Origin of the sequence: Collinsella intestinalis (assembly GCF_902364775.2) — a bacterium.
In the GTDB taxonomy this organism is placed as follows: domain Bacteria; phylum Actinomycetota; class Coriobacteriia; order Coriobacteriales; family Coriobacteriaceae; genus Collinsella.
The window spans coordinates 232,120-258,265 of sequence record NZ_CABJEU020000002.1; the positions used below are offsets into that span (position 1 = coordinate 232,120).

Annotated in this window: 24 protein-coding genes; 19 read left to right on the plus strand and 5 right to left on the minus strand. The window is 65.1% G+C overall.

Translation table 11 applies throughout. The features are described 5' to 3' along the window. The first annotated feature begins 184 nt into the window (after positions 1 to 184). Entirely contained in the window at positions 185 to 1,798 is a 1,614-nt protein-coding gene (locus FY258_RS06740) for a peptide chain release factor 3 (protein ID WP_118104395.1), read from the plus strand. A gap of 392 nt (positions 1,799 to 2,190) precedes the next feature. Here the strand turns inward: FY258_RS06740 and FY258_RS06745 are convergent, their stop codons facing one another. Both FY258_RS06745 and FY258_RS06750 read right to left on the minus strand, forming a co-directional pair. After that, entirely contained in the window at positions 2,191 to 2,907 is a 717-nt protein-coding gene (locus FY258_RS06745) for a DUF554 domain-containing protein (RefSeq protein WP_118104397.1), read from the minus strand. Positions 2,908 to 2,917: 10 nt separating this feature from the next. Further along, positions 2,918 to 3,406, minus strand: coding sequence for a low molecular weight protein-tyrosine-phosphatase (locus FY258_RS06750; RefSeq protein WP_118104399.1), 489 nt, complete (start codon positions 3,404 to 3,406; stop codon positions 2,918 to 2,920). A 214-nt stretch (positions 3,407 to 3,620) separates the two neighbouring features. Here FY258_RS06750 and FY258_RS06755 point away from each other — a divergent pair, with 214 nt between their 5' ends. Continuing rightward, entirely contained in the window at positions 3,621 to 6,053 is a 2,433-nt protein-coding gene (locus FY258_RS06755) for a Tex family protein (protein WP_259324482.1), read from the plus strand. Between the two features lie 229 nt (positions 6,054 to 6,282). Continuing rightward, the gene (gene bsh, locus FY258_RS06760) at positions 6,283 to 7,227 is read left to right on the plus strand and encodes a choloylglycine hydrolase (RefSeq protein WP_118104401.1); all 945 of its coding nucleotides are present in this window, start codon (positions 6,283 to 6,285) and stop codon (positions 7,225 to 7,227) included. Between the two features lie 24 nt (positions 7,228 to 7,251). Here bsh and FY258_RS06765 read toward each other — a convergent pair whose 3' ends face one another. From FY258_RS06765 to FY258_RS06775, 3 genes are all read right to left on the minus strand, one after another. Further along, positions 7,252 to 8,388 (minus strand): EcsC family protein, encoded by a 1,137-nt coding sequence (locus FY258_RS06765; RefSeq protein WP_118104403.1) that lies wholly within the window; start codon positions 8,386 to 8,388, stop codon positions 7,252 to 7,254. Between the two features lie 91 nt (positions 8,389 to 8,479). Beyond that, a complete protein-coding gene (locus FY258_RS06770) occupies positions 8,480 to 9,958 on the minus strand; it encodes an alpha-amylase family glycosyl hydrolase (RefSeq protein WP_118104405.1) in 1,479 nt (492 codons plus the stop codon). Positions 9,959 to 10,234: 276 nt separating this feature from the next. Continuing rightward, on the minus strand, positions 10,235 to 11,941 hold the full coding sequence (locus FY258_RS06775) for an OPT/YSL family transporter (protein WP_118104407.1): 1,707 nt from the start codon (positions 11,939 to 11,941) through the stop codon (positions 10,235 to 10,237). A gap of 115 nt (positions 11,942 to 12,056) precedes the next feature. Between FY258_RS06775 and FY258_RS06780 the strand changes: the two genes are divergently transcribed. The 16 genes from FY258_RS06780 to FY258_RS06855 all read left to right on the plus strand — a co-directional run bounded on the left by FY258_RS06780 (position 12,057) and on the right by FY258_RS06855 (position 26,055). Further along, positions 12,057 to 12,920 (plus strand): type III pantothenate kinase, encoded by an 864-nt coding sequence (locus tag FY258_RS06780; protein WP_259324483.1) that lies wholly within the window; start codon positions 12,057 to 12,059, stop codon positions 12,918 to 12,920. Positions 12,921 to 12,946: 26 nt separating this feature from the next. Beyond that, positions 12,947 to 13,852, plus strand: coding sequence for a hypothetical protein (locus FY258_RS06785; RefSeq protein WP_118104409.1), 906 nt, complete (start codon positions 12,947 to 12,949; stop codon positions 13,850 to 13,852). Beyond that, positions 13,849 to 14,712 carry a class I SAM-dependent methyltransferase gene (locus tag FY258_RS06790; RefSeq protein WP_118104411.1) on the plus strand — a complete coding sequence of 288 codons (864 nt, stop codon included), beginning with the start codon at positions 13,849 to 13,851 and terminating at the stop codon, positions 14,710 to 14,712. The genes FY258_RS06785 and FY258_RS06790 overlap by 4 nt, the downstream gene beginning before the upstream one ends. A 135-nt stretch (positions 14,713 to 14,847) precedes the next feature. After that, the gene (locus tag FY258_RS06795; protein WP_220396020.1) at positions 14,848 to 15,732 is read left to right on the plus strand and encodes a patatin-like phospholipase family protein; all 885 of its coding nucleotides are present in this window, start codon (positions 14,848 to 14,850) and stop codon (positions 15,730 to 15,732) included. Positions 15,733 to 16,026: 294 nt separating this feature from the next. Further along, complete coding sequence (locus FY258_RS06800; RefSeq protein WP_182279464.1) at positions 16,027 to 16,965, plus strand: hypothetical protein; 939 nt, start codon at positions 16,027 to 16,029, stop codon at positions 16,963 to 16,965. Positions 16,966 to 17,826: 861 nt separating this feature from the next. Next, positions 17,827 to 19,515 carry an aminotransferase class I/II-fold pyridoxal phosphate-dependent enzyme gene (locus FY258_RS06805; protein WP_118104415.1) on the plus strand — a complete coding sequence of 563 codons (1,689 nt, stop codon included), beginning with the start codon at positions 17,827 to 17,829 and terminating at the stop codon, positions 19,513 to 19,515. 88 nt (positions 19,516 to 19,603) lie between these two features. Continuing rightward, the gene (gene rlmH / locus FY258_RS06810; RefSeq protein WP_118104417.1) at positions 19,604 to 20,074 is read left to right on the plus strand and encodes a 23S rRNA (pseudouridine(1915)-N(3))-methyltransferase RlmH; all 471 of its coding nucleotides are present in this window, start codon (positions 19,604 to 19,606) and stop codon (positions 20,072 to 20,074) included. A gap of 168 nt (positions 20,075 to 20,242) precedes the next feature. Continuing rightward, positions 20,243 to 20,524 (plus strand): NifU family protein, encoded by a 282-nt coding sequence (locus FY258_RS06815; RefSeq protein ID WP_118104419.1) that lies wholly within the window; start codon positions 20,243 to 20,245, stop codon positions 20,522 to 20,524. A 96-nt stretch (positions 20,525 to 20,620) separates the two neighbouring features. Then, positions 20,621 to 21,451 (plus strand): prolipoprotein diacylglyceryl transferase, encoded by an 831-nt coding sequence (gene lgt, locus FY258_RS06820; RefSeq protein WP_118104421.1) that lies wholly within the window; start codon positions 20,621 to 20,623, stop codon positions 21,449 to 21,451. A gap of 188 nt (positions 21,452 to 21,639) precedes the next feature. Next, positions 21,640 to 22,446: a YebC/PmpR family DNA-binding transcriptional regulator gene (locus FY258_RS06825; protein WP_118104423.1), complete on the plus strand. Its 807-nt coding sequence runs from the start codon at positions 21,640 to 21,642 to the stop codon at positions 22,444 to 22,446. Positions 22,447 to 22,620: 174 nt separating this feature from the next. Then, positions 22,621 to 23,157, plus strand: coding sequence for an Asp23/Gls24 family envelope stress response protein (locus FY258_RS06830; RefSeq protein WP_118104429.1), 537 nt, complete (start codon positions 22,621 to 22,623; stop codon positions 23,155 to 23,157). Continuing rightward, positions 23,158 to 23,556: a DUF2273 domain-containing protein gene (locus FY258_RS06835; RefSeq protein ID WP_118104431.1), complete on the plus strand. Its 399-nt coding sequence runs from the start codon at positions 23,158 to 23,160 to the stop codon at positions 23,554 to 23,556. It begins immediately after the preceding gene. Between the two features lie 84 nt (positions 23,557 to 23,640). Continuing rightward, positions 23,641 to 24,183 (plus strand): Asp23/Gls24 family envelope stress response protein, encoded by a 543-nt coding sequence (locus FY258_RS06840; protein WP_118104433.1) that lies wholly within the window; start codon positions 23,641 to 23,643, stop codon positions 24,181 to 24,183. A gap of 266 nt (positions 24,184 to 24,449) precedes the next feature. Beyond that, positions 24,450 to 24,596 carry a hypothetical protein gene (locus tag FY258_RS06845; protein ID WP_182279466.1) on the plus strand — a complete coding sequence of 49 codons (147 nt, stop codon included), beginning with the start codon at positions 24,450 to 24,452 and terminating at the stop codon, positions 24,594 to 24,596. A 60-nt stretch (positions 24,597 to 24,656) separates the two neighbouring features. Continuing rightward, complete coding sequence (locus FY258_RS06850; protein WP_118104435.1) at positions 24,657 to 25,397, plus strand: methionine ABC transporter ATP-binding protein; 741 nt, start codon at positions 24,657 to 24,659, stop codon at positions 25,395 to 25,397. Then, entirely contained in the window at positions 25,390 to 26,055 is a 666-nt protein-coding gene (locus FY258_RS06855) for a methionine ABC transporter permease (protein ID WP_118104437.1), read from the plus strand. The genes FY258_RS06850 and FY258_RS06855 overlap by 8 nt, the downstream gene beginning before the upstream one ends. The last annotated feature ends 91 nt before the right edge of the window (positions 26,056 to 26,146 follow it).

The window sequence follows — 26,146 nt, forward strand, 5'->3', positions numbered from 1 at the left end:
CGGACGCACCCGGAATGCGCGTTGCATGCGTAACGGCGTGAAAATCCGCTGCATAATACGCTCGTCGGGGCCTTTGCCTCGGCGGGCGCTCTTCTTGCCGCTACAATACGTACGGTTCAAATCACGGTACATCGTTCGGCGCGCATCGCCCGCGTCGCCACGTTAGAAAAGGACGCACGCGCCCATGGCCTCTTACGCCCCGCAGATCTCCTCGCGTCGCACGTTCGCGATCATCTCGCACCCCGACGCCGGCAAGACCACCCTTACCGAGAAGCTCCTGCTCTACACCGGCACCATCCAGTCCGCCGGTTCGGTCAAGGGCAAGCAGAACTCCCGCCATGCGGTCTCCGACTGGATGGACATCGAGAAGCAGCGCGGCATCTCCGTCACCTCCTCGGTGCTGCAGTTCACCTATGGCGGCTGCTGCGTGAACATCCTCGATACCCCCGGCCACCAGGACTTCTCCGAGGACACGTACCGCACCCTCATGGCCGCCGACGCTGCGGTCATGGTGATCGACGGCGCCAAGGGCGTCGAGGCCCAGACCAAGAAGCTCTTCCGCGTGTGCGCCATGCGCGGCATCCCGATCTTCACGTTCGTGAACAAGATGGACCGCGAGACGCGCGACCCGTTCGACCTCATGGAAGAGGTTGAGAACGTGCTCGGCATCCGCACCTACCCCATGAACTGGCCCATCGGCAACGGCCGCGACTTCCGTGGCGTGTTCGACCGCGCGAGCCGCAAGGTCCTCGCGTTCGAGGGCGACGGCCGCGCCAACGGCACCAAGAAGGTGGGCGAGGTCGAGGCCACGCTCGGCGACGCCGCGCTGACCGAGCTCATCGGCGAGCACAACCACAACAACCTGATGGACGACATCGAGCTGCTCGACGGTGCCGATTCCGAGTTCGACCTCGACGCGGTTCTCACGGGCAAGCTCTCCCCGGTGTTTTTCGGCTCCGCGCTTACGAACTTCGGCGTCGAGCCCTTCCTCAAGGACTTCCTGCGCCTGGCCCCCGGCCCCGGCGCGCACACCGATGCGCTGACCGGCGAGCCCGTGGAGCCCACGCGTGAGGATTTCTCCGGCTTCGTCTTCAAGATCCAGGCGAACATGGACAAGAACCACCGCGACCGCATCGCCTTCGTGCGCATCTGCTCCGGCAAGTTCGAGCGCGGCATGGACGCCACGCACGTGCAGGGCGGCCGCAAGATCAAGCTGGCCACGGGCACGACCATGATGGCCGACGACCGCGCCATCGTGGACGAGGCCTACGCCGGCGACATCGTGGGTCTGTTCGACCCGGGCATCTTCTCCATCGGCGATACCATCTGCACGGGCAAGAAGCCGGTGCAGTTCGCGGGCATCCCCACGTTCGCGCCCGAGCTGTTCGCGCGCGTCACGCAGGTCGATACGCTCAAGCGCAAGCAGTTCGTGAAGGGCATGGAGCAGCTCGCCCAGGAGGGCGCCATCCAGATCTTCCGCGAGCTCGGTGCCGGTATGGAGTCGGTCATCGTGGGCGTGGTGGGCACCCTGCAGTTCGAGGTGCTCGAGCAGCGCCTCAAGAGCGAGTACCACGTCGAGGTGCGCCGCCAGCCGCTGCCTTACACCGACATCCGCTGGATCGTGAACGAGCCCGGCACCATCGACATCCCGGCGCTCTCCCTCACGCGCGACACGCTGCGCGTCGAGGACATGCGCGGCGGCAAGCTGCTGCTGTTCACGAGCCCCTGGAACATCGATTGGGCCACGGACCACAACAAGGAGCTCAAGCTGTCTGAGTTCGGCAACGTGGAGTTCTAAGATACGGGCGGGGCCCGGGCATCGGCTATGAGGCGCGCACCGCGATGCCTGGGCTCGCTTCTTACGAGGGGCGCGTCGCGATGCCCGGACCCGCTTCTCAGGCGCTTCGCTCCCATGAAGTGGTCGCGATTTGCTGCTCTGTTCTAGCGTGGCAAATCACGACCATTTCCTTGGGCTTTTCAAGCGAAAAATGGTCGCAAAATGCCACGTTTGTACAGAGTGGCATTTTGCGACCGCCCCACGGGACCGCCCCACGGGACCGCCCCACGGGACCGCCCCACGGGACCAGCCCACGGGACCAGCCCACGGGACCACCCCACGGGACTAGCCCGCAGGGCGGGATGAGCCGTGCTCGAAGGCCCTACCTTGTGTTCGCGACGATTTTCCGTCGCTTACATCACGAATGCCGCCGCCATGGCAACGACGACCGCGGGGAGCATGTTGGCCACGCGGAAGGTCCTGGGCCAGATCAGGTTAACGCCGATGCAGAAGATGAGGATCGAACCGACCGTCGAGAGGTTGGCGAGTGCCGCGGCGGTCATGAGCGGCTGCAGGAAGCTTGCGAGCAAGGTGAGGGCGCCCTGGAACACCAGCACGGGAATCGCGGCGAAGATGCAACCCTTGCCCATCGAGGCCGTCATGGTGCATACGAGCAGGGCGTCGATAGCGCCTTTGACCGCCAGGGTGGAGAAGTCCCCGGTCATGCCGTCCTGAATGGCGCCGACGATGGACATGGCGCCGATCGCGACGGAAAGCGACGCGGTGACGAAGGCGTCCACGAACTCGGAGTCCCCGCTGCTGCCGGTCGCATACTTGAGCCACTCGCCAAAGCGGTCGATCTGGCGTTCGAGGTCGAGGATTTCGCCGATGAGCGATCCCAATGCGAGTGAGACGACAACGAGCGCGGAGCCGCCGGCTGAGATCTCGCCGCCGGATACGGTGAGCATGCCGCTCATGGTGCCGGAGATGCCGATGAAGATGATGGCCACCGCGGTTGCCTTGAGAAGGGTGTCTTGTATGCGCTCGCTGATGAATCGTCCGAAGGCGAGGCCGGCAAAGCCGCCCAGGAGGATGAGCGTGACGTCGATGAGCGTTCCGAGTCCGATCATGGGAGAGCTCCTAGCGTGCTTCGATGTCCGGCAAGAGGGGCGCGTTGGTTCCGGTTACGTGCTCGAACAGGCCCGAGCAGCCCTCTGCGATATCTCGATAGGTCGCGTCGAAGTCCCCGGTATACCAGGGGTCGGCCACGTCACGGTTGCTTCCGGCGAATTCCAAGAGCTTGTGGCAGGTGCCGTTGGGGTCGCCGTCGAGAATGCGATTGAGGCCCCGTTCGTTCTCGCGATCCATGTACGCGATGAGGTCCCAGCTTTCGTATTCGCCGCGCGTGATCTGACGAGCGCGATGCGTCTCGACGGGGATGCCGACTTTGCGGAGCTTGGAGACGGTTCCGTGATGCGGAGGGTTTCCGATTTCCTCGCGAGACGTCGCCGCGGAATCGATCGTGAAATCGCCTTCGAGCCCGGCGCGCCGCACGAGTTCCTCAAAGACGAACTGGGCCATGGTGGAACGGCAGATGTTCCCATGGCAGATGAAGAGAATGCGATGCATGTCGCAAGCAGCCTTTCAATGGATGATTTCACAGCACAGCTTACCAGAGCGCGCGAGGGTGGGACGGCATGGTGCCGTGCGCGGCGACACGTCGTCGGCCGAGCGATGTCCCGGGCGGCCGCGAGGCTCGCGCCGCCGCATAGGGATTGCATGATGCGTCCTAACGGTCGGGTAGGATGTAATGCCTAGCCGAATTCGATGGGAGAGTCTTCATATGGCCGAAACGAACAACGTCGACATCGCCTCCATCATGAATATGGTCGCCGCGCTGAGCCCGGAGGGGAGCGGCGCGCGCAAAGATGTCATCATCGAGCCCGCTGCGCCAGCGCCTGCGCCCGATTCGGAGCCCGTGCCCTCCGCCTCGCCGGTCCGTGCCGCCACGGTGCGCACCCTCGGCTCCGCCGGCTCGCTCACCGCCGATGATGTTGCGGATGCCCCGGCGACCGGTCGCCGCGCGGAGACTTCGCCCGAGGAGCTGGCGGCCCGCCACAAGCGCATCGTCGCGGCCCTCGCCTCCGAGTTGAATCAGCCCGCCGCTCGCATCGAGGCCGTGATCTCGCTCATCGATGAGGGGGCGACGATCCCGTTCATCGCGCGCTATCGCAAGGAGGCCACGGGCGGCATGGACGACGTCGCACTGCGCGCGCTTGACGACCGCCTGTCCTACCTGCGCAACCTCGAGCAGCGCAAGTCCGACGTGATCGCGGTGATCGACGCTCAGGGCAAACTCACCGAGGAGCTGCGTGCAAGCATCGAAGAGGCGTCCACGCTTCAGCGTGTGGAGGACCTCTACAAGCCCTACCGCAAGAAGCGCGCCACCCGTGCGTCCAAGGCGCGCGACGCCGGCCTCGAACCGCTCGCCAACCTCATCCTCATGCAGCCCGCCCAGGGGGAGGACCCGCTCGTGGCGGCGGCCGGATACGTCAACGCCGAGGGCGGCTTTGCCACGGCGGAAGCGGCGCTTGCGGGCGCGCGCGATATCGTGGCCGAGCTCGTGGCGGAGGACCCCGAGAACACGGCGGACCTGCGCGAGTACACGCATAAGACGGCCGCCATCGAGTCTGAGGCGATCGATGCGGACGAGAAGACGCCGTACGAGCCCTATTACGAGTTCTCCGAGGCGGCTCGTTCCATTCCCAACCACCGCATCCTGGCCATCAACCGCGGCGAGCGCGAGGGCAAGCTGCGCGTGCGCGTACGCGTGGACGGCGAGGCCGCGGCCGAGCGCCTCCAGAGCCGCTACCCGCGTCGCCGTGGGCCGTTCGCGTCCGAGCTCAACGCCGCCATCGCCGATGGCTACAAGCGCCTCATGGCCCCCTCACTCGAGCGCGAGCTGCGCGTCGACCTCACCATGCGCGCCCAGGCCGACGCCATCAAGGTCTTTGCCAAGAACACCGAGGGCCTGCTGCAACAGCGCCCGGTGCGCGGTGCGCGTGTGATCGCGCTCGACCCGGGGTATCGAGCCGGTTGCAAGGTCGCGGTGCTCGACGAGTACGGCAAACTGCTCGACCACACGATTCTGTACCCCACGCCGCCGCGTCGCGACATCGCGGGCACCAAGCGCGAGCTTTTGCGCCTCACCCGCAAGCACCGCATCAACACCATCGTGGTGGGCAACGGCACGGCGAGTCGCGAGACCGAGGAGGTCGTGTCCGCCTTCATCGCCGAGTCCGCCCCCGAGCTGCGCTACACCATCGTCAATGAGGCGGGTGCCTCGGTGTACTCGGCCTCCAAGCTGGCGAGCGAGGAGTACCCGGACCTCGACGTGACCACGCGCGGCGCCATGAGCCTGGGCCGCCGCCTGCAGGACCCCCTGGCCGAGCTCGTCAAGATCCCGCCGCAGTCCATCGGCGTGGGGCAGTATCAGCATGATCTGGACCAGGCCGAGCTCGGCCGTGCACTGGGCAACGTGGTGGAGAACGTGGTCAACCGCGTGGGCGTGGACGTGAACACCGCGAGCGCGAGTCTGCTCGGGTACGTTTCGGGCATCACGCCCGCCGTGGCGAAGAACATCGTGGCGTACCGCGAGGAGAACGGCGCGTTCACCGATCGCCGTCAGCTCAAGAAGGTTCCCAAGCTGGGGCCCAAGGCGTATCTCAACGCGGCGGGCTTCATGCGCATCACGGGCGGCAAGAACCCGCTCGACGCCACGAGCGTGCATCCCGAGAGCTACGAGATCGCCGGTGAGCTGCTGCGCCGCGCCGGTGTGGCGCCGAGTGCGTTGGCGGCGGGCGGCGTGCCGGGCATCGGGGCCAAGATCGGCAGCCTGGGCGCGGTGGCCGCCGAGCTGGGCTGCGGCGTGCCCACTCTGCGCGATATCGTGGCGGAGCTGGAAAAGCCCGGTCGCGACCCGCGTGACGACGCTCCCGAGGTTGTGTTCTCCCAGGTGGCGCGCAGCATCGAGGACCTCGAGGTGGGCATGGAGCTCAAAGGCACCGTGCGCAACGTGGTGGACTTCGGCGCGTTTGTGGATATCGGCGTGCATCAGGACGGCCTGGTCCACATCTCCAAGCTCGCCGATCGCTTTGTGAAGCATCCGAGTGAGGTCGTGGCCGTGGGCGATACCGTGACCGTGTGGGTCACGGGCGTCGACAAGGTGCGCGGCAAGATCTCCCTCACCATGGTCAAGGGCCGTATGGGCAAGTAGTCTTTTCCGGCCCATGCGCCCCGAGCCCGAGGGGCTTGGCGACCCCGGCCGCATGTGGTCGAAGTTTGTGCGCACGGTGAAGAGTCGCAGCCGCGCGATGGCGGGGTGCCCTGAGGGTACATATCGGCCATCGCGGGGCCGACGGCGTTTTTGCACGGCGTGGCCGGGTCCCCCGCGGCTCTGTAGGAGGGCGCCGCCTCGCGACGCCAGCAACGAAAGGACCCATCTCATGTGCACTGGTATGCGCTTCAACGATACTGAGGGCCGGATGTTTTTCGGCCGCAATTTGGATTGGACCTTCGATTACGGTGAGCGCGCGCTCGTGGTGCCGCGCGGCTTCAAGCCGGCCTCGCCCTTCGGTGCCACCAGCGAGGTCTCGCACGCCCTGATCGGCATGGGCATTGTGGAGGAGGGTCAGCCGCTGCTCTTCGACGCCGGCAATGACGCGGGCCTCGCCGTGGCGGGCCTCAACTTCCCGGGTTACGCCGAGTACGCACCCGCGCCCATCGAGGGCAAGACGAACGTTGCGGCGTGGGAGTTCCCGCTGTGGGTCGCCGCCAATTTCGCAACCGTGGACGAGGTGGCCGCCGCTCTTCGGGATGCCGTGATTGTGGATGAGCCCATCGCGCCCAAGTGGCCGTCTTCGCTGCTTCACTGGATCATCGGCGACGCGACCCGCTCCATCGTGGTCGAATACACGGCGGCGGGCATGCAGGTGTTTGAGAACCCGGTGGACGTTCTCGCCAACCAGCCCGGTTACAACTGGCATGCCGAGAACCTGCGCAATTACCTCAACGTATCCAGCGCCTTCGATAGCAAGGGCGCATTCGGCCAGCCGCTCGCCCCGTTCGGTGCGGGTGCTTCCCAGCGCGGCTTGCCCGGCGACTACAGCTCGCCCTCGCGTTTTGTCCGCGCCGCGTATGTCAACGCGAACTATCCCGCCAAGAACGACGAGGCGGCCAACGTGAGTCGCATGTTCCATTCGCTGGCGCAAGTCGCCATGGTCGAGGGCGGTGCCGCGGCGTACGACGGTAAGTTCGAAAAGACGCTGTATACGAGCTGCTTCTCCGCTGTCACGCGTACGTATTACTTCAACACGTATGACGATGTGACGATTCGCTCCTATCGCCTGGACGATTATCCCCTCGAGGGCGATCGGGTCATCGAGGCGTAGCGCCCTGTGCTGTGGGCGCTGCCGCTAAATGCCGTTTTGGCGGTGCGCGGCGTCGCGGTGGGTGCCGACTGGGCCGACGGAAGCGCGTGCGAGCAGGTCTTGCATGCGCTTTTCCTTTTCCAGGATGAATCGCTTCTGATAGAAGATGTCGGCGACCTCGAGGGCTCGCGCGACCTTCTTCGTGTCGAAGTAGCCCCCGATGATTCCCGAGACCACGGGGATGGAGCGTTGTACGAGCTTCTGGGCGGCGTCCTTGCCCGCCTGTTGCAGGGCGTCGCGGACCACCAACTGTTCGATTTCGCGTGCACCCACGCGCGCAGCCTGCTCCTCGGCGGAACGCAGCGCCTGCTCCTCGGCGGTTCGCAGGGCGACGGTGCGCATCTCGGTCATGAGGGCGGCCACGCCGCCGCGCATGGCGAGTTCCTTCCAGCCGCTCTTCACGCCGATTTTGATGGCGACGCCCTTGCCCACGAGCAGGACTCGCTCGATAGGGGAGGTGGTCTCCTCGAAATGCGATGCGGCGTCTGCCCGATTGACGGGAGCGTGGTGCTCCATGGAATGGATGAAGACCTCGCCCGCGAGCGCGAGTTCGGCGGGGTCGTTCTTGATGTCGTAGCCGTAGAACGTTGCGACCGATTGCGTCGCGCGGAATCCCAGAAGGGTGGCGAGTGCGATGTTGAAGGGGATGCCGGCGAACCCGGGAAGCCCCGTGAGGCACCCCTCCAGGAAGGCGATCTGGCGGTCGGCACGCTTGTAGGATGCGACCGCCTCGGCGACTTCGTAGCTTCTGAGCAGGCAGATCTCGTCGAGGCTGTGAAGGTGCCGGCCGGATGCCTCGTTAACGCGGCTGAGCACGAACGACTCGCTGCTGGAGAGTTCCGCAGCCTGCTGCTCGAGTTTGTCGAAGCCACGCCCGACCACGGCGATCGCCTGGTCGTAAAGGTCGCGGTGGGCGCTCGCCCCGGTGGAGAGGCGCCGCTTGCCGCGATCCCACGCGTCCTTCGCCTCGTTGGGGACGAAGAGCCCGGCGATGGCCGCGCCGCGTGCGATCGGACCGGGCTCGTTCAGGGAGCGGTAACGCTCCGCGAGCACATCGAGCGAGGAGAGCTCACGCTCGTCGAGGATGGGGTCCGGGGCGAGATGGGCTTGCGGTGCGCTCATATCGCGTCCTTTCTCATGCGGTGCCGCGCTTGTCGAGGAAACGCCCTCGGCCGATAGCGGGATCTTTTCGGACAAGAGGACGTGGCCTGCCTCATTTACGCAGGTAGATCACGGAAAATGGCGGTATGTCCAGCATGCCGTCGAGCTCGAGGGCTTTCGTGCCGGTTTGCACCGTTGCGTCTGCGCCCTCGCCGCCGCACGCGACGAGCACTTCGAACGTGCCCCGCAGTGAGTCGTCGCTGAAGGTGAACGGCACATCCTCGGCGTTGATCGCCACGAGCACGCATTCGGCCGGCGCATCGCCGTCCGCACCCGCGCTGCGCTCGAACAGCAGCTGCCTGTTGGTTATGATCACATTGCGGTAGTCGCCGTGGCACAGGGCGCGGGAGCTGCGGCGCACATGATTCAGCTGGTTGACGAGGGCCGTGAGCTCGTTGGGGCCGCATCCGCCCTCCCAACCTGCGACTGGCGCGGCGAGCGCCTCGACAGAAGGCGCCGCAATCGCCGGGCGCAGATCGATGTCGGCCAGGTAGCCGGTGCCCTTCTCTCCAAGCTGCCCCCACTCGCTGCCGTAATACAGGCATGGGATGCCCGGCATGCCGAATAGCACGCCGTAAGCGGGCGCGAGGTGGCGCTTCTCGGTAAGGATGCTCGCCAGGCGCGAGACGTCGTGGTTGTCGGCAAAGTTCACCAGGTGCTTACCGCGGTAGATGCACCACGGCTCCCCGCCGAACTGTCGGTGCAGCGAGTGGGCGATCTCGAACATGTTCATGGAGTTGAAGCTTGAGTACAGGCCCTTGTAGCACTCGTAATTGGTGCAGGAGTCGAGCATGTCGTCGTTGACGATGAGGTTGTAGTCGCCGAACAGCACCTCGCCGATGAGCGGGAAGCCGTCGCCGGGCGCACCGTCGAAGCGCGGTTCCGCCCCCAGCTCGTTTGCAAGCCCGCGCAGGGTCCGCACAAAGTCGCGGTCCAGGCAGTAGGCTACGTCCAGTCGCAGGCCGTCCACGCCGAGCTCGTGTTTCCACATGCGCACCGTGTCGAGCAGGTAGACGATGACCTCGGGATTGCGCAGGTTGAGCTTGACGAGGTCCTGATTGCCCTCCCAGCCCTCGTACCAAAAGCCGTCGCCGAAATGCGTGTCGCCGTCAAAGCTGATATGGAACCAATCCTTATACGGTGAGTCCCACTTGCGCTCGCGCACATCGTGGAAGGCCCAGAAGTTGCGGCCCACGTGGTTGAACACCGCGTCCACGATCACGCGCACGCCGCATGCATGAAGTGCGTCAACCACGCTCGCAAAGTCGTCGTTCGTGCCCAGACGGCAGTCGATCTGGCGCAGGTCGCGCGTGTTGTACCCGTGGGTGTCGGAGGAGAAAACCGGATTGAGCAAAATGGCGCCCACACCGAGCTCTCCAAGGTAGGGAGCCCAATCGATGAGCGAACGCACGCGATGGAGTTCGCGTTCGCACGCCTCGGCCTCCTTGTTGTCCAGGGCGGGGGCATCGAAGGGGCAGCCGAGCATGCCGAGTGGATAGATTTGGTACAGGGTGGTGTCGAAAACCCACATGGCGAGCGCCTTTCGCGGGGCCAGTCGCAAGGAGGGCGCATCGCCCGAGGCTGGGGAAGGGTGTCGTGCATGCGGCCAGGAGTCGTGTGGGCCGGATCCCCGGGACCGGGCGGTGCGCTCAGATGCAATCAAGCATAAAGCGCGGGCCGCCCATCGATTGCAGCTCCTCGGTGGACGGCCCTGAATTGGCCTTGAAGGTACCCATGCGGCGCATCGTGATGCCGCGGCATGGGGCATGGTCGCTTGATTATGGGGAAAGAGCCGACGTGAGCGCGCTTACCCCAAAAGGCCGCTTGCAACGGATGCGAGCGCGATGATCACGCCCACAATCGACTCGCCGCCGAGCACGCCAGAGGCAACGATGATGCCGGTCTCCTCGTGCGACGTTTCATCGGGGGCGCCCGTGTCGGCATTCGCCGCCACGTTGCCGTTCGCACGCGCGTTCCGGATGGACGCTACGCGATCGTAGGCGATCTTCACGGCTGCGCCGAGAGAGGCCGAGAGCGTCATGTAAAACGGCAGGTACACGCCGAGGCCGAGCATCATGGACGGGATGCCCAGGCAGTACAGGGCCACGCCCGCGACAAGGCCGAGCACGAAGGCGGGGACGCTCGGGATGCCCGACACCATGGTTGCCACCACGCTTGCCTGGGCGGACACGAAGAGCTTTCCGGGGCCGAATGCGTCGGCGCCGTAGGCGTTGAGGAGCGCGCACATCACCGCCACCGATACGGCGCAGCCGATCAGGGCGCCGATCGCCTGGCCGATCCACATGGCGCGCGGGTCGGTGCCGATGATCTTGCCGGTTTTGAAGTCACTCATGACGTCGCCCGCGAGGCCGCATGCCACGGCAACCACGCCTGCGACGAAAAAGAGCCTGACCTGATCGGACTCTCCCAGGGCGGCGATGACCAACAGGACGATGAGGCCGAAGATCTCCATGGGGTCGATGCCGGTTTGGCCCACCGACTGCGCGCTCATGATGGTGGTGACGAATGCGAGCACCACCACGACGGCGCAGGCGATGGGGGAGAGGCCGAGCACGAGGCAGACGAGGAGGGCGGCCGTCGCCACGAACAGGGAGAGGACGCTGCGGTCGAGTTTTCCGAATGCGCGTGCGGGGGCGTTTGCACGGTCGTCGTCGCGTCGCCCATTGTGTGCGCTACGGAAGGCGGCGGGCAGGATGTCTCGCACTACGACGCCGATGCCCGAGCCCATCATGAGGCCCATACCCAGGCTCGACACGATTCCCTGGGCGCTCGCCACGTCCCAGAGTCCCGCCGCGCTGCCGCCCGCGATGATCCCGAAATTTGCGATGAGCCCGCCTGCCAGCCAAAATGCCACAGCGGCGCCGCCCACCAAAAAGCCGACCGATAGCAGCATGGGCGAGTTATAGATGCCGAAGGCCACACCGGGGATGGGCAGTGCGCCGATCATGGCGGGGATGACGCCCGCGAGGTCGCGCAGCGCGCACCAGATGCCGGCCGCCGCCATGGACCCAAAGAGCCTCTTGCCCGTCGCGCCGCCCGCGCGGCTGGCCATGAGCGTTTCGGCAGCGGCGGTGCCGATGGGGTACTCGAGGTCGGACTCCTCGACGAAACGGCGGCGGATCAGCGCCGTGCACACCAGGCCGAGCAGCGTGCCGGCCAGCGCGACGCCGCCGATTTCGATCCAGCTCAGCTCCGCGTCGAGGCCGAGCATCCATACGCCGGGGATGGTGAAGGCCAGCCCGCCCGCGACCATGGAACCGGCTGACATGATGATCTGGGTGACGTTCGCCTCGTTCAGGCTCGTGCGGCCCGCCGCGCGCAGAAGGACCAGCGCGGTAATCGAGGTGAAGATGGTCGGCCAGGGCAGGGCGCCCATCTTGAGGGCCGTGTAGACGGAAGATGCCGTGATGATGACGCAGCCGATGCAGCCGATGAGAATACCGGCGGCACTGATCTGCCCGCGCCACGGCGCGCGCTGGTTCAGAGAACTCATTTGTAGCTCCTTCGTATATCCGCTCCCCCTCATGCGGGGAGTCGGGTTACGGCAATAGGACCGCTATAGTATAAGCTCGATTGAGAGATATGCGTTCGAGAACATGGAGGGCGCGATGAATGTCGATATGGAGGCAGCGGGTGCTCAGCACGAGGGGCCGGATACGCGGTCCGCGGCTGCGCCGGCTCGGGCCGCCGCAACGCCCTCGACGCCGTCCTGCCTTCTCGCCGTCGACGTGGGCAACACCGTGACCAAGTTCGGCGTGTTCGCCGCGGATGAACTTGCGGGCACGTGGGAGGTGACGACCTCCGAGCGCTGCACGGCCGACGAGGCATGGGCGCAGGCCGCCCGCGCGATCGACATGCTGGGCGCGCCCGAGCCCGCGAGCGCCATCCTCTCCTGCGTGGTGCCGAGCCTTGCCGAGGTGTGGCGCTCCGCTTTGGGCAAGCTGTGCGGAACCCGCGCTTGCGTGGTGGGCCCGGGCCTCAAGACCGGCATCCGCATGCGCTATGACGATCCGTCCGAAGTGGGTTCCGACCGTGTGGCCGACGCGGTGGCGGCGCGCGAGACCTACGGGGCCCCCGTGGTCGTGGTGGATTTGGGGACGACCACGAATATCGAGGTCGTGGACGAGTCCGGCGCCTTTGTCGGAGGCATCATCGCCCCCGGTGTCGCGCTGGGTGCGCGTTCGCTCACCGCCGCGGCGGCGCGTCTGCCCATGATCGAGCTGCGAGCGCCGGAGCGCGTGATCGGACGCAGTACGCGCTCCGCCATGCAGTCCGGCGTGGTCCTGGGCGAGGCGGCGCGCATCGACGGTCTGCTCGACGCGGTGATGGACGAGCTTGGCACCGACGCTCCCGTGGTGATCACGGGCGACGGCGCCGCGCAGGTCGCCGCCCTCATCTCCCATGATGCGGCGGTCGATGAGACCCTCACCCTGCGCGGCTTGCACCATATCTGGCTCCGCAATCGCCGCTGACACACGAATCGATGAGAGGTGTTTCCATGAACGAAATTGAGCAGTACGACGAGGCGTTCGGGCCCAGCACCCAGGTGCGGGCGATTGTCACCGTGGTCCTTGTGGCCCTCATTGCCCTGTTCGTGTTCGGCCTTGCCCCGCATTTCGCCTCGCCCGAGGCGCATGCGGGGACGATTGCCACCATCGACGAGAAGATCGACAACGTGCTCACCCTCACGGCGGGCTCCGCGGGTGCATCGGCGCTCATCTCGGCGATCCCCGGCGACGCGGGCTCGCCCATCGCCGAGAAGCTCATGGATCTGAGTACCGGCTTCCTCATTGTGCTCGCCGCCCTGTTCCTTGAGAAATACCTCATCGCCATCTTTAGCGGTGTTGCGCTGGGGCTCGTGATGCCGCTCGCGTTCCTCGCCGCGATTGTGTTCACCTGGGCGTATGGCCGCGCGCGCTGGTCAGACGTGCCGGTGCGTCTCGGCTTCAAGTTCGCCTTGATCGGCGCGGTGTTGCTGCTGGCCATACCCACCAGCACCTGGGTGACCAATCAGGTCGACGCCATGTACGACACCTCGCTCACGCAGTCGGTCGAGACGGCCGAGGCGTTGGCCGAGGGCGCGGCCGAGGCCGAGTCGGAAGGCGGCAAGAAGGACGAGGGCGGTATCCTCGGCTTTTTCCAGGGCGCTATCGACACGGTGACGGGTGGGATTTCGAGCGCCGTCGAGGGCGCCCAGGAGTCGCTCAACCAGTTCATCGAGTCGCTGGCGGTGATGCTCGTGACCTCGTGTCTCATTCCGCTGCTGGTGCTTCTCTTCTACTTTTGGATGGCGAAGATCTTGCTGGGCGTGAATATCGATATTCCCGCCGCCGCATCGACGCTCAACCCGGCCAAGGTGCGTCGTAGCGCGGTCAACGCCATCAAGGGCGGGGACCGGTCATGACGGGGTCTCGAATCGAGGAGGGCGGTATGCGGGGCGCGCCGGATGTCGCCGCATCGGGAATCGGTTCTGCCGAATCGCCCGTGACGGTGCTTTGCATCGACGGGGACTCGCTCGACCGCGCGGAGGGGCTGTCCGATCGACTGGCCGCGCCGCTCGCGGTCTTCGAGGCCGGTTGTTCGGAGACGGCTTTCATCCCCGAGCCGGGTCTCCTGTATCTCAAGGTGTCCCGTGACGGCCTCTCCCTCATGCGCGATGGCATGGAGCTCCGCCCCGATTTTGCCGAGATGCTGCCACGCATCAAGCAGGGCGCCCTGCAGCGAGAGATGCTCGTCAAGGCCGCCCGGGTGAAGGGCGTTGAGGCCCCGCGTGCCGTGGATGCCACGGCGGGGCTGGGCGAAGACTCCCTGCTGCTCGCTGCCGCCGGCTTCACGGTCACGCTGTGCGAGGTCGATCCGGTGATCGCCGCCCTGCTCGAGGACGCCCTCGCGCGGGCATCGGCGCATGAGGTCCTCGGGCCCATCGTCGAGCGCATGCACTTGGTCGCGGGCGACAGCCGCGTCACCCTCGAGCGGGCCGGGGCCAGTACGGGTGCGCAGCCCGACGTGGTCTATCTCGACCCCATGTTCCCGGGGCGCACCAAGAGTGCTGCGGTTAAGAAGAAGTTCCAGCTCATCCACGGCCTCGAGCGCCCGACCGAGCCCCTCGACGAGGAGTCGCTGCTCCAGGCCGCGCTCGCCGCGCACCCGCGTAAAGTCGTGATCAAGCGCCCGGTGAAGGGCCCCTATCTCGCTGGCGTCAAGCCGAGCCACTCGATCGCCGGCAAGGCGGTGCGCTACGACTGTATCGTGCCGCCGCGCTGACGGTCCCACAGCGGGCGAGCCCACAGCGGGCGGGTCCGTAGCGAGCAGGTCCGCCGCATCCGTCTCTTTCGCTCGGCGAGTGAAAATGAGTTTCCCCACGCGGGGCCTCACGCCGCGCCGTGCGATAGGCGTAGAATGGCCCGTCGAAACCATGACGATGAGAGGCTGGGCGATATGACAGCGGGTTTGGTGCTCGAGGGTGGCGGCATGCGCGGTCTGTACACGGCGGGCGTGCTCGACGTGTTCATGGAGCACGGCGTGGAATTCGTCCATGCGGTGGGCGTGTCCGCGGGCGCCGCGTTCGGCGTGAACATCAAGTCGCGCCAGGTGGGGCGTGCCATCCGCTACAACAAGCGCTTCTGCGCCGATCCGCGTTATGCCAGCCTTAAGAACCTCCTGCGCACCGGGGAGCTTTACAGCATCGATTTCGCCTATCGCGAGGTGCCCTTGCACCTCGATCCCTTCGATACAGAGGCCGCCGCCGCGAATCCCATGCGCTTCACGGCCGTTTGCACGGATATCGTCACGGGCGAGGCCGTCTATCGCGATATCGAACGCGGCGATGGCGATGACCTCGATTGGATTCGGGCATCCGCCTCGGTTCCCCTGCTCGCGCGACCTGTCGAGCTTGACGGACGCGAGCTCCTCGACGGCGGCATCGCCAACTCGATCCCGGCGGCGTGGATGGTCGCGCAGGGGTATAGCAAAAACGTGGTTATCCTCACACAGCCCGCGGGATTCGTGAAGGAGCCGATCAGCCTCATGCCGCTCCTGAAGCGCGCGTATGCGGCGTATCCCAAGCTGGTGGAGCTGCTTGCCAACCGCCACGTGCGCTACAACGCCCAGCTCGAAGAGGTGGCCCGCCTCGAGCGCGACGGGAAGGCGCTCGTCATCCGCCCGAGCGAGTCGGTCAAGGCGCCGCTCGCCGTAAAGGACCCGGAGGTCTTGGAGCGGATCTACCAGATTGGTCGCGCGGATGCGGAGGCGCGCATCGACGAGGTCGTCGCATATCTGTACTGACGGGCCGGCCCCGATATCGACGGGCAGGTTCCCGATGGCGATTGGGGCCGCTGGCCGGTCCCCTCGCATCGCGCGCTGGACGTGCGGATGCGAAAGGTGTGTGCCACCAAAAGCGCACGAATGAAACGGCGCCGCGGCGCGTACACTGGTGCACGGTGGCATTCGAGGCTCAGATGGAGCGTGCCGCATGAGACGCCGGAAGGCGTGGAGATGGTGCCCAGGCGGAAATAGAGGTCGCCGGCATCGGGGCGAGGCCCCCAATGAACGCGTCCGAGGACGCAGAAGGAGGACGAAATGTCCGAGTACATCGAGAACGAGAACGAGAACGTGGAAGAGGTCGTCGAGGCTTCCGAGACCGTCGAGGTCGTCGAGGAGGCTGTCGAGGCCGAGAACGTCGTCGAGGAGACCGCCGAGGAGGCTTCCGAGGAGGCCGCCGAGGAGGAGCCCAGCCTGGACGACCAGCTTTTCGATAAGGTGCAGCGCGCTGCTCGCCTGCTCCGCAACCGCAAGTTCGCCATGGGCCGTGAGGCCGAGGCCGACGCCGCCCGCGCCAGCGAGCTCATGCGCGCCCTCAAGCTCCTCGAGCTCAAGCCCCAGATGGAGCAGAAGGAGATGTCCGACCTGCTCGGCATGCGTCTGCGCGAGCTCGACGGCATCCTGCGAGAGGCTGAGGAAGTCGGCGCCGTGACCCGCATCATGCCCGAGGAGGAGGACATGCGCGCCATCCTCGTCTCCGCTAACGAGAACGCCGAGGAGCTCGCCGCTTCCATCGGTGGCAAGCGCAAGAAGCTCGTCCCGCAGCTGTCCCAGCTGGACGCCGAGGACATCGTCGCGCTCATGGACAAGCTCATCGATCCGCTGACCGAGATGGGTCTGGACAACGATGATCGCGGTGGCCGTGGCGGCGACCGCGGCGGTCGCGGCGGCTTTGGTGGCCGCGGTGGCGACCGTGGCCCGCGCAAGGACTTCGGTGGCCGTGGTGGCGACCGCGGCGGCCGTGGTGGCTTTGGCGACCGCGGTGGCGACCGTGGTCCGCGCCGCGATTTCGGTGACCGTGGTCCCCGCAAGGACTTTGGCGACCGCGGTCCTCGTCGCGACTTTGGCGATCGTGACCGCGGCGGCCGTGGTGGCCGTGGCGGCTTTGGTGGCCGTGACGACCGCGGTGGTCGTGGCGGTTACGGTGACCGCGGCGGCCGTGGCAACTACGGCGATCGCGGTGGCCGTCGCTTCTAGAGCGATCTTCGGAGCTGCGCATTTCGACGCAGCCGGCGCAGATAGCAGCGCATCTGGCGAAGATAGAAGCGCGGCTGGTGCAGATGGCAGCACTGCTAGCGTAGATAGCTGCACGCATGTCTCAGGGGCGCACGGGAGGAGGGTCTCCCGTGCGCCCCTTTTTGTTGCCCGGTTTTGCCGTTGCGGCGGCGGCCGCGTGTTGGGCGTGCACGGGGTACGTGTTGGCCGTGCACGGGGTGAGTGCCCGAGGTGTGTCCCTGTAGAGTGCGGGATGGGTGCCGGGCGTGCGCCGAGCGCGTGTCGGCTGCGTCCGCGGGGCGATTGCTGGGTGAGCGTCGGCATGTACCGAGTCCACACCGAGCTCGGCGGCATGCGCTTGGGCATTTTTGCAGGATATGAACGGTTGGAAGCTGTGAACGATTTACCTGGCAGAAATTGCAAGCTATGAACGGTTCGTTCACAACCTCCATTTCTGTACATGTATTTACCTGGGGAAATGCTGAACTTCCAATAGTACAAGAAGCGGCAATCGTTCATATCCTCCAATCGTTCATAACCTACAAACCGTGCACGGTATCCAGATCGCGTGCGTTGGTTACATAGGGAGGAGAGATCGAGTCGGACGTACAGGTGCATGTGGACGTGCAGCCGCATGAGGGCGTCCCGATTGGATGTGGGCTTCTTGATGTGCAATGAAAATTGAACTCTGTTGATCGAAGAATTGAACTCTCGTGATAGACTCTTGCGAAATTGAACTTATGGTTCAATTTCGTGATTGGAGTAGAAGTGGCTGAGGGTGAAAACACCGTGAATACATCGCCGACAACGGCAGAGGTTTTTGCTGCGAGCTTGCGCCACGCTATGGATAAACGTGGCTTCAAGCAGGCCGATCTTATTCGCATGGCCGCAGATCGCGGGTCGAAGCTCGGCAAGAGCCAGGTAAGCCAGTACGTGAGTGGCAAGACGCTCCCGCGTCGCGCAGTGGTGCAGCTGCTCGCAGATATCCTTGAAATTGAACCTTTCGAGTTGACGGGCGAGAATCGGGCGGCTGAGCACGAACCTGCGTCCGCTGAGCCTGCCACGGCCGCCGGACCCGCCGCGCCCGCGCCCGCCACAGCCGATGACGCCGCTGTGCCCGCGCCCGCCACGCCCGCCACGCCCGACGGCGCCGATGCGCCTGCAACGTCCGCTTTCACCCCTTCCAGCCCCGCGATGCCCGATCCTCCCGAGCGAGCCGAGGCGCGGCCTGCCGCCGCCTTCCCGGAGCCCCGCACTTTCGCGGACCGCTCGACTTCCAGCTCGCATTCCGAAGGGAACATCATGTCTGAGAACATTCGCACCTTTAAGAAGTCTTCCAAGCTCGACAACGTCCTCTATGACGTCCGTGGCCCCGTGGTCGACGAGGCGGCCCGCCTCGAGTCCGAGGGAGCGCACATCCTCAAACTCAACATCGGCAACCCCGCGCCGTTCGGTTTTCGCACGCCTTTCGAGGTCATCCAGGACATGCGCGATCAGCTGCCCGAGTGCGAGGGCTACTCCGACAGCCGCGGCCTGTTCTCCGCGCGCAAGGCGATCATGCAGTACGCCCAGCTCAAGGGTCTGCCCAACGTGAGCATGGATGGCATTTACACCGGCAACGGCGTGTCTGAGCTCATCAACCTGTGCATGCAGGCCCTGCTCGACACCGGCGATGAGATTCTCATCCCCAGCCCGGACTACCCGCTGTGGACCGCTTGCGCCACGCTGTCCGGCGGCACGCCCGTGCATTATCGCTGCGACGAGCAGGCCGATTGGAATCCCGACCTCGCCGACATGGAGGCCAAGATCACGCCTCGCACCAAGGCGATCGTCATCATCAATCCGAACAACCCCACCGGCGCCGTGTACGCCAAGGAAGTGCTCGAGGGCATTGTGGAGATCGCCCGCAAGCACCAGCTCATGATCTTCGCGGACGAGATCTACGACCGCCTGTGCATGGACGATGCGGAGCACGTCTCCATCGCCAGCCTCGCGCCCGACCTGTTCTGCGTCACGTTCTCCGGCCTCTCTAAGAGCCATATGATTGCCGGCTATCGCATCGGTTGGATGATCGTGTCGGGCAACAAGCGTCTGGGCGAGGACTTCATGCTCGGTGTGAACATGCTCTCCAACATGCGTCTGTGTTCGAACGTGCCGGCGCAGTCCATCGTCCAGACGGCGCTCGGTGGGCATCAGTCCGTGAAGAGCTATGTGGTGCCGGGCGGTCGCGTGTGCGAGCAGCGCAACTACGTGTACGAGGCCCTCAACGCGATCGACGGCATCACCGCGGTCAAGCCCAAGGCGGCGTTCTACATCTTCCCCAAGATGGACGTCAAGAAGTTCAATATCCGCGACGACGAGCAGTTCGCCCTCGATCTTCTGCATCAGAAGGGCATCCTCATCACCCGCGGCGGCGGCTTCAACTGGCCGGAGCCCGACCATTTCCGCATCGTCTACCTTCCGCCCATGGACGTGCTCCACGAGGCTATGGAGGACCTGGCGGAATTCTTCGAGACGTATCGCCAGCGCTAGGGGGGCGGGTTTCCAAGTTGCGGATTGCTTGCGCGGCGGACGGTCATCGCCGCTGCGGGCGGTGCGCGAAAGGCTCCGAGGAGGATGCATGAAAATCACCGTCGTTGCCGTCGGCAAGCTCAAGGAGCGCTTTTGGGCCGATGCCTGCGCGGAATACGCCAAACGTCTCTCGGCGTACGCGACCGTGAAGATGGTCGAAATCGCCGACCGGGACCCCGCGAAGTCGGGTGGGGAGGAGGCGGGCCGCGCCCTCGAGGGCAAGGGCATCCTCGCCGCCATCCCCGAACGCTCGCATGTGGTGCTGCTCGACATCGGCGGCAAGGAGCGTTCGAGCGAGGAGATCGCCTCGCATCTGGACGACCTGATGCTGCGCGGCGAGAGCTCGATCACATTCGTCATTGGGGGTTCGTGTGGTGTTTCGCCCGAGGTACGCGCTCGTGCCGACGAGTGGCTTTCGTTCGGGCGCATCACACTTCCGCACAACCTGGCACGCGTGGTCCTGCTCGAGCAGGTGTACCGCGCGTTCAAGATCATGCGCGGCGAGCCGTATCACAAGTAGGGCTTGCCGTCCGTTTCCGGTGCGAGGGCCCGTGTGGCGGCTCCGTGAGCAAACGGGGTGCATAGAAGCCCCACGGGCGGGTATCACGCTGTAGTATCATGTGCACCACCCGTGCGATTGACGTGAGCCCGCCCATCGGCCGGCTCGCGGTAGATGAAAGGAGTCTCCGTGGCAGTAGACGAGACCCTCCTCAAAGAGGTGCTTGAGCAGATCCGCCCCAACCTCCAGGCCGACGGCGGCGATATGGAGTACATGGGCGTGACCGAGGATGGCGTGGTCAAGCTGGAGCTGCAGGGTGCCTGCGCCGGTTGCCCCATGAGCTCGCTGACGCTTTCCATGGGTGTCGAGCGCATCCTCAAGGAGCATGTGCCCGGCGTGACGCGCGTCGAGCAGGTTGGCGGCGGCGCTGATGCCGCAAACGACCTGTACGACGAGTACATGCCGTTCTAATCATCCGTGATGGAGCCGGGCCGGATCGTGGACACCACGGCCGGCCCGGCTCTTTATGTAAAGGCGTGCCTCGTCGGTGCGCCGCAAGGGGGCATTATGCTCAACGAGCTGTATCACAGCCTCGATCCCGTCGCGTTCTCGGCGGGTCCCATCACGATTTACTGGTACGGATTGGCCTATATGGTCGGTGCGCTGCTGGCGGGATTCGTGATGTACCGGACCCAAAAGCGCTGGAACATCGGATTCACCCCCGATGACGTCATGACCGTCGTCATCGCCGTCGTATTCGGCCTGCTGATCGGCGGGCGCCTGGGGTACGTGCTGTTCTACAGCAACGAGTATTACTTCACGCACCCGCTTGAGATCTTCCTCGGCACGAACGGCGGCGGAATCAGCGGCATGAGTTTTCACGGCGGTCTCGCAGGAGGCCTGCTGGGAGGGCTCATCGCCTGCCGATACCTGCGACTCTCTCCTCTCACGGTGGCCGATGCCTCCTTTGTGGGCGTGCCGCTGGCGCTGTGCCTGGGGCGTTGCGCGAACTTCGTGAACGGTGAGCTGTGGGGCAAGCCCACGGACCTGCCGTGGGGCGTCGTCTTCGGCGGTGCGGCGGGGACCGTTCCCCGTCATCCGTCCCAGTTGTACGAGGCGCTGCTCGAGGGCATTGTGCTGTTCGCGATCCTCTACGTGCTGAGCCGTCGTGCGAAGCCGCTGCCACAGGGATCGTACCTCGGGGTCTTCGTGCTCGGCTACGGCATCGTGCGTTTTGCGATCGAGTTCGTTCGCCTGCCCGACGCGCAGCTCGGCTACCTTGCCGGCGGATGGCTCACCATGGGTCAGCTGTTGAGCCTGCCGCTGATCGCGGCGGGCGCGGGCCTTCTGCTGTATGCGTGGAAGACCAAGCGCCCGCAGCATCGCGATTGGCTCTGACGCGACCAGGGCTTCGATGAGGCGATGTCGCAATTCGTACCTGTCCCCGATTGAGACCCCCGATTGAGACCGTGTGTGAAGCCGCATCAAAAGTCTTTCGCGCGGTCCGCAATCGGTATATCATGCTGAACGTGTGTTTATATGGGCTCGCGCCAACACCGCGGGCGGGAAAATAGAAGGAGCATCACATGTCCGGACACTCTAAATGGGCAACTACCAAGCACCGCAAGGGTGCGCAGGACGCTAAGCGTTCCGCCCTGTTCTCCAAGCTGAGCCGTAACATCACCGTCGCGGCCCGCCTTGGCAACGACCCCAACCCGGATAACAACGCCTCCCTCGCAGCCGCCGTGGCCAAGGCCAAGGCCCAGTCCATGCCCAAGGACAAGATCAAGGCCGCCATCGACAAGGCCTTTGGCTCCGGCGCCGACGCCGCCGTGTACGAGAACATCGTGTACGAGGGCTACGGCCCGGCCGGTGTCGCGGTGTACGTCGAGTGCCTGACCGACAACCGCAACCGCACCGCCGCCGATGTCCGCTCCGCCTTCTCCCACGCCGGCGGCAACCTGGGCACCACCGGTTCCGTCGCGTTCCAGTTCGAGCGCAAGGGCCAGGTCGTGGTTTCCAAGCAGATCGTCGACCCGAACGACAAGAAGGAGAACCTCATGGCCAACGGCGCTGCCGGCGATGAGGAAGAGTTCATGATGGCCGTCGCCGAGGCCGGCGGCGACGATTACGAGGACGCCGGCGAGGAGTGGGTCGTGTGGACCGCCGCGGGCGATCTCATGGCCGTGTCCAAGGGCATCGAGGCCCAGGGCATCGAGGTCAAGGGCTCCGAGCTCACCATGGTCCCGACCACCCCGACGGCCGTCTCCGGCGCCGACGCCAAGAAGGTCCAGCGTCTCATCGACCGCCTCGAGGACCTGGACGACGTCCAGGACGTGTACTCCACCATGGACATGACCGACGAGGTCATCGCCGCCCTCGAGGAGGAGTAGCGTCCACGCGGTTCTCGCCGTATGGTTAAGAAGTGCTTGCGAAGCCGGGTCCGCATCGCCGCGGGCCCGGCTCGCTTTATAATGGGAAAGCGCTATCGCGTGCGGAGGCTCCGTGCGCATGGCGAGAGATCGCGCGGGGACATTGCGCGCGACGAGGGAGAGAGAGGAGGGCCCATGAGGCGCATGCGCAAGATCGGCGTGGCGCTGTACCTGATCGCCGCCGTGGTTGTGACCGGCCTGTTCACGGGCTCTCAATTCGGACCCCATACGGATCGCTTCAATGCCCTGTTGACCGTGCCATGGGTGCGTGTCCTCGCATTTGCGAGCGCGTGCGTGGTGCTCATCCAGATGGCGGTGCTTTTGATCGCGGCCATTGCGGACAGGCCGGAGCCCGCGTTTTTGCGACTGGCCGGCGATGCCCGGCTCGAAGTCGCACTACCTGCGCTCGTGTCCATTTCCCGTACCGCCGCCGAGCGCGACGACGTGCTCATCGAGGAGGTCGGGGCGCACGTGCGGGGTCGTGACCGCTCGGAGGCCCATATCGAGATCGAGGCGATCGCGCTCGTGGATGGGGACCTTGCGGCCCTTGGGCAGGAGATGCAGGGCAGCGTGCAGCGGGCGTGCGAGCAGATGCTCGGCGTGCCCGGCGTTTCCGTGCGCGTTCGGTTCTTGCCGAGCAAGACCGTGACCGTTACCAGGGAGGTTTGCTAAGTGAGTGACACTGCAAAGGGCGCGCAGAAGGCGCCCAAAGCCGTTATCGAGCATGTCGTCGAGCCCGTCGAGGGCGGGGCACATGCGTCTTCCGCCGAGACTGGCTCGCGGGCGAGCGCGGCCGGTGCGGATGGGACCACCCGTCCCGAGACGTTCCACGAGGCGACCTTTGGCTTTTTCCGCGAGTTGGGACGCAGGATGTGGGAGCACGCCGATGCGCATCCGCATGCCACGCTGTACGGCATCATGGGGTTTGTGCTGGCGGTGCTCATCTTGGTCATCGGGCTGTGGGACACCATCGTCATCGCCGTGTTCGTGGGCGTCGGTGTGGTCATCGGCCAAATGCGCGACGGTGATAACGCGGCGGTGAACTTCATCCGCCGCTTGTTCGACAAATAGCGCGACGATCCCCACGACGTGCATGAAGCGCGTGACGGTGGGCATATTCGATACAACGAAGAGATCCCGGAAGGGGAGGACATCATGGCGGACGAGAAGAAGCAGGATTCGGTTGACGTCGAGGTTGTGGACCGCGTGGACGCCGATTGTGACGAGCAGGCTCTGCAGGTTGCGGAGCAGGCAATGAACGGGGCCGGTGAGCCCGCGTTCGAGGACGAGCCCGAGTTCGAAGAGGATCTCGAGGACGATTCCGAGGATTCCCTCACCTATTCCAACGGCGTCATCGAGAAGATCGTCGCCATGGCCACGCGCGAGGTCCCGCACGTGCTCGGCATGAAGGGCAACCTCATGCACCTCGTGCAGGAGACCTTCGGTGCCGAGAACCTCACCAAGGGCGTGACCGTCGAGGTCACCGACGACAACCGCGTGATCGTGAACATCTCCGTGATCATCGAGTACGGTTGCTATGCGCCGGCGATCTTCGAGGATGTGAAGGAGTGCGTGACCGAGCGCTTGACCGCCATGACCGGTCTGGAGGTCGCGGGCATCAACCTGCGCATCGAGGACGTGGTGACGCGCGAGGAGTACGAGGCGAGCAGGAAACGCCACGCCGAGGACGACGAGTAAGACATCGCCAAAGCTGCCCAATTGGGGACAGGTACAATTTGCAACATGCCGCCAAAGAGCATGCGGTCGTCTGTTTTCAGGCGGCCGTTTTTTTGTTCAAGCCCTCGGCATGTGTAATTGGGGACGGGTGCGTTTTACACATCGAGGCTAGATGTGTAAAACGCACCCGTCCCCAATTACACAAAGCGCGCCCGTATCTAATTGCGTCGTCGACCCATGGGAATGCAACCATTTTTGTTTCATGGCGGTTTCCATGGTTGCCCGATATGGGGTACCCTGTTAAGCTCATCCCCATGATTACGTTTGTCGGACATATCGCGAGCATGATGATGGTCATGGAGATGCCCTCGCCCGGGCACTTTGTCATGCCGCGCGATTTCCGCGTGCTGACCGAGACCGGGCGCCTCCACTAGGTTGTCTCCGGCGGGAGATGGCCGTTTATCCCAAAACCATCTTCAAGCGGAGTTTTCCTCGTGATCAGCATCAAGCATCTAGACAAAACCTATGACGGCGGCGAGCACGCCCTCTCGGATATCAACATCGATATCGCCGACGGTGACGTCTTTGGCATCATCGGTATGAGCGGTGCGGGCAAGTCCACGCTCGTGCGCACCATCAACCTTCTCGAGCGCCCCACGTCGGGCACTATCGAGGTTGATGGCCGCGACGTCACCGCCCTATCCGGCGAGGAGCTGCGCGCGTATCGTCGTCGCGTGGCCATGATTTTCCAGAACTTCGGCTTGCTTGCGCAAAAGACCGTGTTGGACAACGTGTGCTTCCCGTTCCTCGCCGCTTCCGGCAAGGTGACTGCCGAGAACCGCGCCCGCGCGCTCGAGCTGCTCGATCGCGTCGGCCTGGCCGAGAAGGCCCAGAGCTATCCCAGCCAGCTGTCCGGCGGGCAGAAGCAGCGCGTGGCCATTGCCCGCGCACTGGCCTGCGAGCCCGAGGTGATTCTCTGCGACGAGGCGACCTCCGCGCTCGACCCCAAGAGCACCAACACCATCCTCAAGCTGCTGCGCGACATCAACCGCGAGACCGGCGTGACGCTGGTGGTCATCACCCATTCCATGGATGTGGTCGAGAAGATCTGCAACAACGTCGCGGTGCTCGAGCACGGTCGAGTGGTGGAGCAGGGGAGCGTGGCGAAGGTGTTCGCCGATCCCCAGGCCGAGGCTACGCGCGTGTTGCTCGGAAAGGTGGATTGGGATGCTTAACGATTTCCTCGCGGAGTTTGCTCCGTTGCTCATTCAGGGCACCATCGACACGCTCGTCATGGTGTTCGCGTCCACTGCGGTCGCCTATGTGATCGGCACGGTCCTCGGTGTCGTGCTGCACCTCACCGCGCCGGACGGCCTGCGCCCCGTGCCCGTGCTGAACGCGGTGCTGGGCTGGGTGGTCAACATCGGCCGTTCCCTGCCGTTCATCATTCTGCTGATCGCCCTTATGCCCGCCACTCAGGCGCTCGTTGGCACCTCCACGGGCGTGGTGGGCGTCATCCCGCCGCTGGTGGTTGCGACCGCCCCGTTTGTGGCCCGTATGGTCGAGCAATCGCTCGCCGAGGTGAGCCGCGACGCCGTGGAGGCCGCCGAGGCGTGCGGCGCGTCCGTGCCCCGTATCGTGTTCTCGGCGCTTCTGCCCGAGGCGCTGCCGAGTATCGTGCGCGGCATTGCCGTGACGCTCATCGCCGTGCTGGGTTACACCGCCATCGCCGGCGCCGTGGGCGCGGGCGGTCTGGGCGATATCGCCATCCGTTATGGCTATTACCGTTACGAGGACGGCGCCATGATCGCCACGGTCGTGCTGCTCATCGTGCTCGTCCAGCTCATCCAGTCCGTATGCAATCTCATCGCCCGCAAGGTCGATCACCGCTGACGGGCTTTCCCAGGCATCGCATCCCGGCGTTCAATCGTCGCTTGCGCCACCTGCGGCATCTGGGAAACCCCGTCTGGTTCAAGGGTGTCCG